The sequence below is a fragment of the Thioclava pacifica DSM 10166 genome, assembly GCF_000714535.1.
Classification (GTDB): domain Bacteria; phylum Pseudomonadota; class Alphaproteobacteria; order Rhodobacterales; family Rhodobacteraceae; genus Thioclava; species Thioclava pacifica.
In genome coordinates this window covers 13435-26856 of record NZ_AUND01000039.1, presented here as the reverse complement: position 1 = coordinate 26856, position 13422 = coordinate 13435, and the positions used below count along the sequence as shown (strand labels likewise).

Below are 13422 nucleotides of genomic sequence, written 5' to 3'. Positions count from 1 at the left end.
GCGTGTGGCGCTTTTCCTCTGTGCGGGACTTCTCGCGCTGACGGCGTGCAAGTCCGAAGACAGCTCGGCTTCGGAGGACGCGGGCGATCCCGGTATGTGCCCGCCACCCGCGATTGCCGCCCTCGTCGGACGCGACGTGGCGGCGCTCGACGCGATCTATTTCGAAGGCGCACTACGGGTGATCCGCCCCAGTGAGGCGGTGACGATGGATTACAACGCCCAGCGGGTGAATGTCCTTCTCGACGATCAGGATGTCATCACCGAGGTGAAGTGCTACTGAGGCCCGGCCTCGCCGGAAAGAAAAAGCCCTCGTCCCGGAAATTGGGCGAGGGCTTTTTGCTGCCAGTGCGGAAAGCTCCCCGACGGTGCGAACTGGGTGGGGGCTGTTGACCACACCGCCGGGTTTTTTAGCGTTTTCCGCTGAGACCGTTATCGCCTCGAATATCGGCAGGAAGTCGCGCGGACTGGGACAATTTCGGGATCTTTTTGCGGCAGAAATGCGGCGCGCCCGCCGAGGCTTGATTTGCGCCGCGCGCGATGTACCATTTCTGCATGACGGTTCAGACGCCGACCCCCTTCCCGAATGCATCCGGCCAGCCTCAGCAGGTCGCCTTCGACCGCGCCGAGCTTTCGGTGATCCTGTCGCTCTACGGGCGCGCCGTCGCAGCGGGGGAATGGCGTGATTACGGGATGAGCTTTCTGCGCGAAGTCGCGATCTTCTCGATCTTCCGCCGCACCGCCGAAGTGCCCGTCTTCCGTATCGAGAAACGCCCCGCCCTGCGCAGCAAACAGGGCCAATACGCGGTGATCGGCCAGCAGGGCCAGATCCTGCGCCGCGGGCATGATCTGCGCACCGTTCTGCGCGTGCTTGAACGCAAGCTGATCCGCTCGGTCGACTGATCCGGGCTGCGGGGAAAATGAAAGCCCCTTTCCCTCGCGACTTCCCGCCAGTGCAGTCCCACCTCACTTGCATCCCGTGCCCGCGCGCCGCAGGCTCGGGGCATTCAGTTCTGGGAGGACCCGATGCGCATTTCTCTGACCGCGGCCCTGATGATGGCGACCGCCCTGCCCGTTTTCGCCGACACGATCGAAGCCCCTGCAAAGATCACCGCCGTCACGCTGTTCCCACGCGGCGCGCAAGTCGAGCGGCAGGTCACGCTTGCGGCGCCGGAGGGCACGCATGAGCTTTACGTGCCGGGCCTGCCCGCGGGGACAGACATCCAGAGCCTGCGCATCTCGGGGGACGGCGTCCGCGTGGGCGCGGTCAGCCTGATCTCGGGGCGCATGCCCGCGCTTGACCCGACAGGCTCGTCGCAGGTGCAAGCCGCGCGCGCCGCGCTGAAGGCCGCGCAGGAAGCGCTTGCCATGCAAGAAGACGGGCTCGCGGCAATCCGCGCCAAGGCGCAGGCCGCGCGCGATCAGATCGCCTTTCTGAAGGGTGCGCAGCCCCAGGTCAGCGATCCCGCGCAATTGCAGGCGCTGGCCGAGATGGTCGGCACCCAGATCCTCGCCGCGAGCGAGGCCGCGATTGCCGCAGAGGCCGAGGCGCGCAAGGCCGAAGCCGCACTGGAGCCAGCGCAGGAGGCGGTCAAACAGGCACAGGCCGCGCTTGATGCGCTCCTGAATCCAGCCGAGGATCACGAGGTTCTGCGTGCGAGCGTACAGGGCTCGGGCACGCTCACGATCACCACTTTTACCGGCGATGCAGGCTGGCAGCCCTCTTACGATCTGCGCCTCGATCGCGCGGCCGGCGCCGTGCAGATGGAGCGTTTCGTTTCGGTCCATCAGGCCAGCGGCGAGGATTGGCGCGGGGTGGACCTGACACTTTCGACCGCACGCCCCGGCGGACAATCCGAACCCGGCGAAGTCTATCCCCGCCTCGCCCGCATTGGCGATCCGATCGTCATCTCCCCCGCACCCAAGACCTTCGCGCGCGCTTCCGACGCCGCGCCCGAACCGGCCGCCGAGGCCATGCTGAGTGATCGCGCCGAGATGGAGATGCAGGGAGAGACGGTGACCTATCACTACCCCGCAGCCGTGGATATTCGCGATGGGGTCGATGACCTGCGGCTGAGCCTCGACGAGAAGACCCTGCCGATGGAGGTGCTCGTCGAGGCTGCGCCTCTATCCGACGAGACCGCCTATCGCATCGCTGAAGGGACCAACGCGACCGGAGAAATCCTGCTGCCCGGCAATGCCACGCTTTTCGCTGATGGGGCGGTGGTCGGACAGGCCTGGCTCCCGATGGTGGCTGCGGGCGAAGATATGATGCTTGGGTTCGGGCCGATCGAAGGCATACGGGTCAGCCGCCGCATGCCCGACACAATGGAAGGCGATCGCGGGATTCTGACGAAATCGAACGAGCGCCGCGAGGTGGTGGAAATCGAGGTGAAGAACCTCACCGGTCAGGACTGGCCTATGCGCGTGATCGACCGTGTGCCCTATTCGGAACAGGAAGACCTCAAGATCACCACGACTGTCGAGCCCCCCGCGAGCAAGAGTGATTACGATCACAAGCGCGGCGTGCTGGCCTGGCGGTTCGACCTGCCGGCGGGGGCCGAGAAGATGCTGCGCACCGAGACAACGCTGCGCTGGCCCATTGACAAGACCCTGCGCTGAGCAGGCTCAGGCGGCATCGCGTGCCGCTTTTGCGAGATAGGCCCGCAACGCTGGCGAGACCGGGGTTGCGGGTCTTTTCATGACACCTGTTCGTTGCGCGTCCGGCGGCGCAAGTGGATCGGAATGGGTGGTCCTGCCCGGAAAAGGCGCGCGATAGCGCAGCACGAGTTCCGCCGGGCTCGTTCCCAGCTCATCAAGCGGCATCAGAAATCGGTTCGCGGGCCAGTCATGCAAGCTGATCGCCCCGCGCGTCCCCGCGCGCAACACGAAACCGGCCCGCCGCAACCGCTTTTGCAGGTCGAGCCAGTCGGAGGCGCGATCAAGCGCTTCGTGGACCGCGACCATCTCGGGCAGCATCGTCGGGGCCGCCTCGCCCACCTCTTCGGGTTCGGGTGCCAGCCCTCGCCGCAGCGCCTGGCGTGCCATCTCCGCCGGGGACAGGCCCAGAGCATGGGCCTCCCTCCCGATCTGGTCGATCAGATCGAGCGGAAGGCGCAGGGAGACAAGTCGATGCTGTTTCATGGGCCGAGCATCGCCCATCAGGCTTAATGCCCGGTGAACGCGATCCCGGCCCGTTCAGTACGGGTGCGTTTCAGATCACTTCGAAGCGATCGGTCTCCGCATCATACTGCTCGAGCGTGCCTTCGCCGATGTCGTGGCGCAGCCCGTGCAGCGTCATGCGATCGGCGTCGAGCGCCTCGCGCACGAAGGGGAAGGTCATCAGGTTCTCCAGGCTGATTTTCACCGCCTCGCGCTCCATTGCCAGAACCTGTTCCTCGGCGGGCAGCTCGGTCACGCGCTCATAGCCCGGGCGCAACAGGTTCAGCCAGGTGCCGACGAACGAGCTCTTTTCTTCCAGCTCCGGCGCATGGCCCGAGCACATCGCATGGCAGCCCGCGACACCGCCGCAATTCGAATGCCCGAGCACGATCAGATGCGCGACCTTGAGGCTGGTCACCGCGTATTCGACCGCGGCCGAAGTGCCGTGGTGATCGCCATCGGGGGTGAATTCCGGCACGAGATTCGCGATGTTGCGGTGAATGAAGAACTCGCCCTGATCGGCGCCGAACATCGAGGAGACATGCACGCGCGAGTCGCAGCAGGCGATGATCATCGAGCGCGGGCGCTGCCCTTCATCGGCAAGACGACGATACCAGGCACGGTTCTCGGCATAGGAGGTGGCGTGCCACCCTTGATAACGGCCCACCAGATAGCTCGGCAGCGGCTTCACATGTTCTCTCATCGTCCGTTAGGTCTCCGTTTCATGTTCCCGCAGCGTCACATAGCGCGCGTGAGATGCGTTTTCGAGACATTTCGAGAAGATTTCCTGCATCGCTCAACCGAATCTTGAGACCTCGGCTCGAAAGTGACCGTCGGTGAGAGTGGTCAGATGGAAGGGGTGCGGGGATGGCACAGGTTTCACGATTGCGCTGCGACGAGGCGATGGCGCTCGATCCGGCGCGGCTGGTCGTGCTCTATGCAGAGCTCGGGCAGGACGCGGCAGAGCGGGTGATATCAGCCGCGATGGAAGATCTTGCGGGTCACCTCAACATGCTCGAGGACGCCGCGACGATCGGTCATCGCACGCGGTTGCGCCGGACGATTGCCGAGATTTGCGTGCTGGCCGAACAGGTCGGGCTGACCTCGATGGTGAGGGTCGCACGCCACCTCGCGCAATGCGTCGAACAAGATGATCCGATCGCGCAATCGGCGGTAATGGCGCGGCTTGGCCGGATCGCGGAGCGGTCCCTGACCGAGGTCTGGGATCTGGGCGATCTCAGCTCGTAACCGGGCCGGTCTGATCAGGTCTTGCGGGTGCGCGCGGGGGCGCTAGGCTTGGGCGCGAACAGCCCAAGGAGCCGCGATGCCCGCCGAATTTTCTTTCCTCGCCGATCGCCCCGCGATGCGCTTCGCCCAAAGGGATGAGGCATCGCGCCCGCTCATTCCCGTCGCACCAGACGGGCTGGACGCGGCGCTGGCCGAACTTCCGCCAGCGCAGGCGGCCTTCGTGAAGGCGCAAGGGTTCAACGCAGGGGTGGGTCAGGTGGCCTTGCTGCCGGGCGCAGACGGCGTCGAAGGCGCGCTTCTTGGCCTTGGAGCGCCCGCCAAGCAGGCCCGAGACCGCTTTGGCCTCGCCCGTGCGGCGGGGGCTCTGCCCGAAGGCGCGTGGAAATTGACCGGGGCCTGGCCCGCAGAGATGGCCGAAGAGGCCGCGCTCGGCTGGCTGCTCGCGGGCTATCGGTTCGGTCGCTATGCGGAGAGCGCACCGCCGAAAGCCCGGCTCGTCTGTCCCGAGGGGCTCGATGCGGCGCGGCTGGAGGCGATCGCCGAGGGCGAGGCCTTCACCCGCGATCTGATCAACACGCCTGCCTCCGACATGGGGCCGGACGAGCTGGAGACGGCTGCGCGCCTTCTGGCCGAGCGGCACAGTGCGACGATCAAGGTCGTCAAAGGCGCGGACCTGCTCGCGCAGAACTTTCCGATGATCCACGCAGTCGGCCGCGCCTCGCCGCGCGCTCCGCGATTGATCGAACTGAACTGGGGCGGCGAGGGACCGGCGCTGACGCTGGTGGGCAAGGGCGTCTGTTTCGACACAGGCGGGCTGAACCTCAAGCCCGGTGCCTCGATGGGCTTGATGAAGAAGGATATGGGCGGCTCGGCCACGGTGCTGGGGCTTGCGCATATGATCATGGCGACCGGGGCGGCGCTGCGGCTGCGTGTGCTGATCCCAGCGGTGGAAAACTCCGTCGGCGGCGACAGTTTCCGCCCCGGTGACATCCTTACCAGCCGCAAGGGGCTGACGGTCGAGATCAACAACACCGATGCCGAGGGGCGGCTGGTGCTGGCCGACGCGCTGGCCTATGCCGACGAGACCCCGGCCGATCTGATGATCTGCATGGCGACGCTGACGGGGGCGGCGCGGGTGGCGCTGGGGCCCGATGTGCCGCCCTTCTATACCGACGATGACGGTGTCGCCGAGGCACTGGCGAAAGCGTCCCGAACGGTGGCCGACCCGCTCTGGCGGATGCCGTTCTGGGAGCCCTATGAGGCGAAGATCGAGCCCGGCATCGCCGATCTCGACAACGCACCCTCAGGCGGCATGGCGGGCTCGATCACCGCGGCGCTGTTCCTGCGCCGCTTCGTGACCGAGACCCAACGCTTTGTCCATTTCGACATCTATGGCTGGCAACCCGCCGCCGCCCCTGCCCGTCCCAAAGGCGGGGTCGGCCAAGGTGCGCGGGCGATCTTCGCAGCCCTCCCGGAGGTGTTGACATGAGCGACCGCCGCCGTCTGCCCTTCTCCGGCGAAGTCGCTCTGGAGGTCCTGCGCGGACAGCTCGAGGCCGCCCGTTTCACCAATGGCGCGCCCGCGCGAGTGATCGCACCGGTGACTGATCTGCGCCCCGAGCCGGGCGGTTTGCGCGACCGGCAGATCCTGTTTGGCGCCGAGGTCACGATGATCGACCGGCGCGGCGATTTTACCTTCGTGCAGGCGGAATGGGACGGCTATTGCGGCTGGGTCGCGGATGCGGCGCTCGGCGCGCCGGTGGGCGCAACCCATGTGGTCAGCGCGCCTGCCACGCATCTCTACCGCGAGGCCTCGATCAAGCGCGGCGAGGTGATGGCGCTTTCGATGGGCGCGCGGCTGGCGGTCACGGGCGAAGAGGGCATGTTCGCCGTGACACCCGAGGGCTATGTGCCGCGCCAGCATCTGCGCCCGCTCGATACGCCAGAAAGCGACCCCGTCGCGGTGGCCGAGCGGCTTCTGGGCACGCCCTACCTTTGGGGTGGCAATAGCCGCGCGGGGATCGACTGCTCGGGGCTGGTGCAGATGGGCTATGCGCTCTGCGGGCAATCCGTGCCGGGCGACAGCGACATGCAATGGGCTGAGCTGGGCGAGGGTCTGCCCGAAGGCGCCCCCCTTCAGCGCGGCGATCTGCTGTTCTGGAAAGGGCACATCGCGCTGGTCTGTGATCCCGAGACGATGCTCCATGCGAACGGCCACACGATGAGCGTGGCCTATGAGGGGATCGAGGCGGGCAAGGCGCGGATCGCGGCGGCGGATGACGGGGCGTATCTCGGGGTGAAGCGGGTGATGCGGTAGGCTCTTCTGGCACGGGGCGACCAGCCCCGGGCCGCGCCCGACCCTCCCCCCGGGAGGGCGCATTGTCGATGTCGGCGTGGGTTCAAGCGACCTGCGGGCTTTCGAGATAAAGCGCCAAGCCACCGGCGGTTCAAAGCGCCCACCCAAAGCTCGGGCGCGTCCCTCGCGCTCAAACGAAAAACGCCCGGCCGATCCGACCGGGCGCCTTCCAAATCTCAAGGCCGAAACTCAGCCCTTCTTCAGGCAGCGTTTGCCCAGCGTCTCGGCGATCTGCACCGCGTTGAGCGCCGCGCCCTTGCGCAGGTTGTCGGACACGCACCACAGGTTGATGCCGTTCTCGATCGTCGAGTCCTGGCGGATCCGCGAGATATAGGTCGCGAAATCGCCCACGCATTCGATCGGGGTGATGTAGCCACCCGGCTCGCGCTTATCCACGACCATGATGCCCGGCGCCTCGCGCAGGATGTCGCGCGCTTCGTCCTCGTCGAGGAATTCCTCGAACTCGATATTGATCGCTTCCGAGTGGCCCACGAAGACCGGCACGCGCACGCAGGTCGCGGTCAGCTTGATCGACGGATCGACGATCTTCTTGGTCTCGGCGACCATCTTCCACTCTTCCTTGGTCGAGCCGTCGTCGAGGAAGACGTCGATATGCGGGATCACGTTGAACGCGATCTGCTTGGGATAGACCTTCGGCTCCACTTCCTGACCCGGCACATACATGCCCTTGGTCTGGTCCCACAGCTCGTCGATCGCTTCCTTGCCCGAGCCGGAGACCGACTGGTAGGTCGAGACCACGACGCGCTTGATCTTGGCGCGGTCATGCAGCGGCTTGAGTGCCACGACCATTTGCGCGGTCGAGCAGTTCGGGTTCGCGATGATGTTCTTGTTCTTGTAGTTGTCGACCGCCTCGGGGTTCACCTCCGGCACGACCAGCGGGATCTCCGGGTCGTAGCGGTAGAGCGACGAGTTATCGATCACCACACAGCCCTGAGCGGCCGCGATCGGGGCGTATTTCTTCGTGGCATCCGAGCCGATCGCAAACAGCGCGATGTCGTAGCCCGAGAAATCGAACCCGTCGATATCCTTGGTCTTCAGGGTTTTATCGCCAAAGCTGACCTCGGTGCCCAGCGACCGGCGCGACGCGAGCGGCACCAGTTCATCAACCGGGAACTGGCGCTCGGCCAGGATGTTCAGCATTTCGCGGCCCACATTACCCGTGGCGCCCGCAACGACGACTTTATAGCCCATAAGGACCTCCTTGCTCCTCAAAGAACGCGGCTTCCTACCGCTTTGCTCACAGAAATGAAAGGGATTCGACGCAGATCAGTTCCGAATGATGCGCGGATCACGTTCCGTCAACTTCGCGACCATCCCGGCCTCGGCGGCGAAGTCATGAGGGACCTTGTCGGCCGTGCGCCGCCCCGAGAGCGAGAGCGAGGCGAAGAAGTCGAAACCGTAGAGGTCGAGCCGCGCGAGATCTGACCCCGCGAGCATGTCGATCAGCATCGCGCCGGTGGTGGGTTGCGCGCCAAGCTGCGTCTTCAGCGCCTCGTATTCGCCCAGCGGATGCAGGTAGAAGCCGGGGCTGGAGGCGGTCTCCCAATCGAGCCGCTTGCGCTTGTGGCTCATCCAGAGAATGCGGCCCGGATTGATGCGGGTGCGCTCGGCCTGCGGCAGCGAGGTCGCGAGCGCCAGCCAGTCGGTGCGCGTGCCATGACTGGCCGCCGAGGGCATCGGCGCGCGGTTGATCCGGATCACCACGTCATGCGCGTCGATCTCGGCCCCCGCCTGCCCCTCGGCCAAAGCGCGCGCATTGCCCACCAGCGCGACCGACTTGCCCGACAATTCGCCCAGCAGTGCCTCTTGCGAGACCGAGAGCGCGGTCAGCGGCGCCTCGCGGCGCAGAGTGCGATTGATGAGAAATCCGAGCCGGGTCATGGAGCGGTTCTAGCTCAACCCATCTCCGGTGTCGCGGGCGAAAACGTAGAAGACCAGCCCGATCACCACCGGCGCGAGGAAGAAGGCGAACAGCAGCCCATAGGCGACCGGGGCGGTATGGCCCGCCGAGGCCGCATCGAAGACGGGGCGCGAGGCGAACTGCATCGCCGCCACCCCCATGATCGAGAACATGTTGTGCAGCGTCACGCCCCGCCCGGTCAGATGCGGCGGGTAGAAGGTGCGGCCATGCGCCATGATCACCGGGAAAGAGGCACCGAAGAAGCCGATCGCGGCCAGAAGCGCGGTCGCCATCCACAGCGATTGCCCCGGCATCAGCCACAGCCCCGTCAGCGCCAGCGCCAGCACCGCATTGCCGTAAAGCGCCACCCGCTTGTGGCTGCCGAAGATCTTGTCGGCCGGACCATAGGCGAAATTGCCCGCGATCATCGCGAGCCCCATCACCAGCGTCACCTTGCCGATCAGATGCGCGTCCGCACCGAAGACATCCGCCAGATAGGGCCCCGCCCAGACGCCGCGGATCCCCGCGGCGGCGGTGTAATTGGCGACCGTCAGCGGCAGCAGCACCCAGAAGCCCGGCAGGCGCAGCACGTCGAGCGCGGTGCCCCGGCGGCCGGCAGGTTGCTCGACCCGCTCGGGGTCGCGCGCGAAGATCAGGATGAGGGCGGCGACCACCAGCGTGATCGCGGCCAGAGCCCAGAGCGAGGGCCGCCAGCCGAAAGCCTCGATCGCGGCAGCCAGAGGCGCGGCGCCTGCGAGGTTGCCAAGGCTCCCCGCCCCGATCATCGACGCCGCGAGCGTGCCGAAAAGCGCCGGCGCAAAGGCCCGCGCGAAGATGAAATAGCTGCCCACCAGCACCGGCGCGCAGCCCGCCCCGATCAGGATCATCGCCAGATGAATACCCATCGGCCCCTGCGCCATCGCGAAGACGGCCGCGCCCCCGCCGCCGCCAAGGCCCAGCAGCACGCCGACCGTCCGGCGCGGCCCGATCCGGTCCAGCGCCTCGCCAATCGGGATCTGGACCAGCGCGAAGGCCCCATACCAGAGCCCCAGCGACACCGCGAGATCGCCCGCCGTCACCCCAATCTCGTGGTTCAGAACGGGGGTCAGCACCGCGAGGCAGGTGCGGTAGAACTGGCTGAGAAGATAGGCCCCCACGAGGCAGGCGATCGAGACGTACATGAAGGCTCCGGAATAGCGCGCGCCAAGCTGGCCGAAGCGCGCGCCGAGTTCAAGGGGAGAGAGCCGGTTGCAACACGGCCGCGTGACCCGGCGGCCCCTTGAACTCCCAGGAAGTTAGGATCAGACTCTGCTTCGGGGACGCGCAAGGGTGAAGGAGTGCCAAGATGGAACTGACCCGGCTGATGCTGCGCCTCTATTTCGGAGACGCGATGCTGGGCCCGGGCAAGGTCCGGCTGCTCGAAGAGATCGCCCGCGAGGGGTCGATCTCGGCGGCTGGTCGCGCGATGGGAATGAGCTACAAGCGCGCCTGGTCCCTCGTCGAGGTGATGAACGCGAATTTCCGCGCCCCGCTGGTGGAGAGCTCGCGCGGGGGCGCGAAGGGCGGGGGCGCATCGCTCACCCCCGAGGGCGAAGCGGTTCTGGCCGCCTATCGCCGTCTCGAGCAAAAGGCCGTCGCGGCAGGGGCGGAAGAGATCAAGCGGATCGGCGACATGATCGCCCCCTGATGGGCGGCCACTGAGCCACCGACGCGCGCCCTGTCGCCCACGCGGATTGCGCGAAATCAATGGATCTGCGGGAAAATCGGCCATCTTGGGGGCTGCCAGACGGCTTCGCCCGCGAAGGAGAGCCCCATGACCAGCCTGTCTTCCCCGCTTCGCCGCCCGATCGCAGCCCTCGTGCTCGGCTTGTTCGCTGCCGCTTGCACACCGACCGGCCCCGCCACCTCCGAGACGCTCGCGGCCCGGATCGACACGCTGCGCGCCTATGATCTCGTCAGCGTGGACGGCGCAGGCCCCGCGCGGGCTCTGCGCTTTTATATCGGCGACAATTCCCGCTTCGCGATCTGCGGCCATTGCCTCTGCGGCACCGGCATCATGGTCTTCCCCTATCCGAAACTCGGTATCCGCCCGACCTCGGCCTCGCCGACCCTGTCCTGCGACTGGGACTCGCAGCCTTTCAAGGCGGATGGAGAGCTGGTGGGGATGTTCTTCGACATGACAGAGGCGCAGGTCGATGGGGCGCAAGTTACGTTCAGCGGCAGCGGCGATCACGTCATGGTCTTCACGCGCGGCGGGACGGATCTGAGCCCGCCGTGAGCTAGTTAACCCGTTCTAAGTTCTGACTTTGGCGCAGGGCGCGACCAGCGGCCCGGGCCGCGCCCGACCCTCCCCCCGGGAGGGCGCTACCCTTTGCGGCACAAACAAAAAGCGCGGGGGAATTCCCCCGCGCCCGTCTCGTAAACCGTGATGCGCCTCAGGCGTCGACGGTCTCGACCTGCTTGGTCTCGGCCTTGCTCGGTCCGGCGATCTCGATCCGGCGGGGTTTGAGCGCCTCGGGAACTTCGCGCACGAGATCGAGGTGGAGCATGCCATCCTCATGCGTGGCGCCCGTCACCTTCACATGATCGGCCAGCGCGAAGCGGCGCTCGAAGGCGCGGGTCGCGATGCCACGATGGAGGTAGGTGCGGTCGGTCGTATCCTCAGACTTGCGCCCGGTCACGATGAGCGCGCCGTCTTTCAACTCGACGGCCAGCTCGTCCGAGCAGAACCCGGCGACAGCGATCGAGATGCGATAGGCATTCTCGTCGGTCTTCTCGATATTGTAGGGCGGATAGGTCGGCTGCGCGAGGTCTGTGGACAGCGCGCGGTCCATCAGGTCAGCCACACGGTCGAACCCGACGGTGGCACGGTAAAGGGGCGAAAGATCAAAGCTTCGCATGGTGTCATCCTCTCTTGAGCGATGTCTATGGTCACCCGCCCCTGTTGCGGGGCCGGGCAGTTCAGGTGCCGGAACCCTGATCAGGCATCCCGACACTGACAAATTTGGGTGTGGAAAATCCGCGTTTCAAGAGGGGCGCGCAAGCGCGGGCCAGCCGTTCAGGGGCGCAGGAATTTCGCGCCGCTGGCGCTGCCGCCCGACAACACGCGCGGGGCGCTGCCCGGCTGACCGACGCTGCGGATGCGTGGCGCGGGAGCCTGCGCCTGCGCGCTCTCCCCTTCGATCACGCCGCGCCCCGAGCGCAGCGCCGATTTGAGCGTCGCGACGATGGCGGGCAGTTCCATCCCGTAGGCTTTCACTTCGCCATCCTTGCGCGAGCCCGCGGAAACAAGCGAGACGACACGTGCCCGCTCCCCCGCGGCCACGCCCGAGCGATCGAAGACCGGCGCACCCGAAGAGCCGTGGTTCACGTCGCAATCGAAGCCCACGAGCCCTTCGCCGCGACCGAAAACCGTGCAGCTCTTTTGCCACGACAGCATATCCGAGCGCCCGCGCGCATAGGAGACGACCGAGACCTGTGTACCTTTTGGCCCGATCGTGCCGACCCGGAAGGGAGCTGCGATCGAGCTGGGGATCGGGCGTGCAAGTTGCAGCAGCGCCACGTCATGGCGCACCGTATCGGCCGAGATCGGTTCGAAAGGCGCGTAATCGGGATCGGCCACCATCCGCGCGACGGGCTGGGCGGCGATCTCCATGTCGCCGGTCTGACCGGCGAGGAAACGGATTTCCGAGGGCGGGCGCGCGGCCTTGCGCGCGCGGTCGAAGATGCAGTGACCGGCGGTCAGAACCAGATCTGGCGCGATGAGAACGCCGGTGCAGAAACCGCCCTCACCGATGGCGACCTTGCCCACAGCCTCCCAGCCGAAGAGATCAGCGCGTTGCGACAACCGATCGAGCGAACCTTCGGCCTGCGCCGCCGAGCCCAGAAGCCCGATAGAAAGAACACCCGCGATGAGGCTCGTGATCCGCATCCTCGTCTCCTCAGTTCGGCCGCACGAATTTTGCCCCGCCCGCGCGGATCTCCTGCGCGCCGCGCGGCGTGTCACGCGCCTCGATCTCCTGACGCAGATCGGCCACCCCGGCCACGAGAGAGCCGATCGAAACCGGCTCCTTGCCCAGTTCCGCCTTGGCCGAAACGATCGAGACGATGCGCGGCGTGCCATCAGCAAAGCTGAAGACCGGCGCCCCCGACGCCCCGTAATCGACCGAGCAGCTCATGATGACGGTGGCGTTTTCACGCGCGATCACCGCGCAGGCCTTTTGCAACGAGGGAGCTTCGGAACGTCCCTTGGCATAGGAGAGCACCCCCACCTGCTCGCCGCTATAGGGGGCTGCGTCGGAAAGCGCGAAGGGCCGAAGCTGCGGAAGCCGGATCGGCTGGGCGAGCTTGACCAGCGCAAGATCGAAAGAGGAACGTTTCATCCCCTGCGGCCCACCATAACGATATGAGGGATGCGCCATCGCGCGCGAGACCTTGCGATAGGCCTCGGCCCGGCCATTGCGCCAGCCCGCGCGAAACTCCATGTCGCGCGCATCGATCATCGCGCCCGTGCGCCGGTCGAACAGGCAATGCGCAGCCGTAAGCACAAGATCTGCGGCAATCAGCGTACCCGTGCAGAAGCTGCCCTGCCCCAGATCGAGTCGTCCGACTGCTTCCCAGCCGCGCGTCTGATCGCCGGTCTCCAACTGCGTAAGCGGCGCGCCGACATCTTCGGCCAGCGCCGGCAGGGCGAAAAGCAGCGAAATCAGCAAGGCAAGCGCGCGCATCAGAGCTCCGAA

At 66.4% G+C, this 13422-nt stretch carries 16 protein-coding genes; 8 read left to right on the top strand and 8 right to left on the bottom strand.

The window, feature by feature from the left end; genetic code table 11:
- Positions 1-4: 4 nt before the first annotated feature.
- The 3 genes from TP2_RS15070 (at position 5) to TP2_RS15060 (ending at position 2619) form a co-directional block, all read left to right on the top strand.
- Entirely contained in the window at positions 5-280 is a 276-nt protein-coding gene (locus TP2_RS15070; protein WP_169739547.1) for an I78 family peptidase inhibitor, read from the top strand.
- A 272-nt stretch (positions 281-552) separates the two neighbouring features.
- On the top strand, positions 553-900 hold the full coding sequence (locus TP2_RS15065; protein ID WP_038079497.1) for a DUF2794 domain-containing protein: 348 nt from the start codon (positions 553-555) through the stop codon (positions 898-900).
- A 123-nt stretch (positions 901-1023) separates the two neighbouring features.
- The gene (locus tag TP2_RS15060; protein WP_038079243.1) at positions 1024-2619 is read left to right on the top strand and encodes a DUF4139 domain-containing protein; all 1596 of its coding nucleotides are present in this window, start codon (positions 1024-1026) and stop codon (positions 2617-2619) included.
- Positions 2620-2625: 6 nt separating this feature from the next.
- On the opposite strand, the gene TP2_RS18105 is transcribed toward TP2_RS15060, so the two are convergent.
- Together TP2_RS18105 and TP2_RS15050 are read right to left on the bottom strand one after the other, a co-directional pair.
- A complete protein-coding gene (locus TP2_RS18105) occupies positions 2626-3141 on the bottom strand; it encodes a ribbon-helix-helix domain-containing protein (protein WP_157617147.1) in 516 nt (171 codons plus the stop codon).
- Between the two features lie 70 nt (positions 3142-3211).
- On the bottom strand, positions 3212-3862 hold the full coding sequence (locus TP2_RS15050; RefSeq protein WP_038079242.1) for a carbonic anhydrase: 651 nt from the start codon (positions 3860-3862) through the stop codon (positions 3212-3214).
- A 164-nt stretch (positions 3863-4026) separates the two neighbouring features.
- Here TP2_RS15050 and TP2_RS15045 point away from each other — a divergent pair, with 164 nt between their 5' ends.
- From TP2_RS15045 to TP2_RS15035, 3 genes are all read left to right on the top strand, one after another.
- Positions 4027-4407 carry a hypothetical protein gene (locus tag TP2_RS15045; RefSeq protein WP_038079241.1) on the top strand — a complete coding sequence of 127 codons (381 nt, stop codon included), beginning with the start codon at positions 4027-4029 and terminating at the stop codon, positions 4405-4407.
- Between the two features lie 76 nt (positions 4408-4483).
- Positions 4484-5896, top strand: a complete 1413-nt coding sequence (locus TP2_RS15040) for a leucyl aminopeptidase family protein (protein ID WP_051692703.1) — start codon at positions 4484-4486, stop codon at positions 5894-5896.
- Complete coding sequence (locus TP2_RS15035) at positions 5893-6723, top strand: C40 family peptidase (protein WP_038079239.1); 831 nt, start codon at positions 5893-5895, stop codon at positions 6721-6723. Before TP2_RS15040 ends, TP2_RS15035 begins: the two co-directional genes overlap by 4 nt.
- 228 nt (positions 6724-6951) lie before the next feature.
- Here the strand turns inward: TP2_RS15035 and TP2_RS15030 are convergent, their stop codons facing one another.
- From TP2_RS15030 to TP2_RS15020, 3 genes are all read right to left on the bottom strand, one after another.
- Positions 6952-7974, bottom strand: coding sequence for an aspartate-semialdehyde dehydrogenase (locus TP2_RS15030; RefSeq protein WP_038079237.1), 1023 nt, complete (start codon positions 7972-7974; stop codon positions 6952-6954).
- A gap of 75 nt (positions 7975-8049) precedes the next feature.
- Positions 8050-8664, bottom strand: a complete 615-nt coding sequence (locus TP2_RS15025; protein ID WP_038079235.1) for a glycosyltransferase family 29 protein — start codon at positions 8662-8664, stop codon at positions 8050-8052.
- A 9-nt stretch (positions 8665-8673) separates the two neighbouring features.
- Positions 8674-9864 carry an MFS transporter gene (locus TP2_RS15020; RefSeq protein ID WP_038079233.1) on the bottom strand — a complete coding sequence of 397 codons (1191 nt, stop codon included), beginning with the start codon at positions 9862-9864 and terminating at the stop codon, positions 8674-8676.
- Between the two features lie 164 nt (positions 9865-10028).
- Between TP2_RS15020 and TP2_RS15015 the strand changes: the two genes are divergently transcribed.
- Together TP2_RS15015 and TP2_RS15010 are read left to right on the top strand one after the other, a co-directional pair.
- Positions 10029-10370, top strand: coding sequence for a winged helix-turn-helix domain-containing protein (locus TP2_RS15015; protein ID WP_038079231.1), 342 nt, complete (start codon positions 10029-10031; stop codon positions 10368-10370).
- Positions 10371-10496: 126 nt separating this feature from the next.
- Entirely contained in the window at positions 10497-10961 is a 465-nt protein-coding gene (locus TP2_RS15010) for a hypothetical protein (protein ID WP_038079228.1), read from the top strand.
- A gap of 157 nt (positions 10962-11118) precedes the next feature.
- Here TP2_RS15010 and TP2_RS15005 read toward each other — a convergent pair whose 3' ends face one another.
- From TP2_RS15005 to TP2_RS14995, 3 genes are all read right to left on the bottom strand, one after another.
- Positions 11119-11583: an Hsp20 family protein gene (locus TP2_RS15005; RefSeq protein ID WP_038079225.1), complete on the bottom strand. Its 465-nt coding sequence runs from the start codon at positions 11581-11583 to the stop codon at positions 11119-11121.
- 158 nt (positions 11584-11741) lie between these two features.
- On the bottom strand, positions 11742-12614 hold the full coding sequence (locus tag TP2_RS15000; RefSeq protein ID WP_038079224.1) for a trypsin-like serine peptidase: 873 nt from the start codon (positions 12612-12614) through the stop codon (positions 11742-11744).
- A 10-nt stretch (positions 12615-12624) separates the two neighbouring features.
- A complete protein-coding gene (locus TP2_RS14995; protein WP_038079223.1) occupies positions 12625-13410 on the bottom strand; it encodes a trypsin-like serine peptidase in 786 nt (261 codons plus the stop codon).
- Positions 13411-13422: the final 12 nt, after the last annotated feature.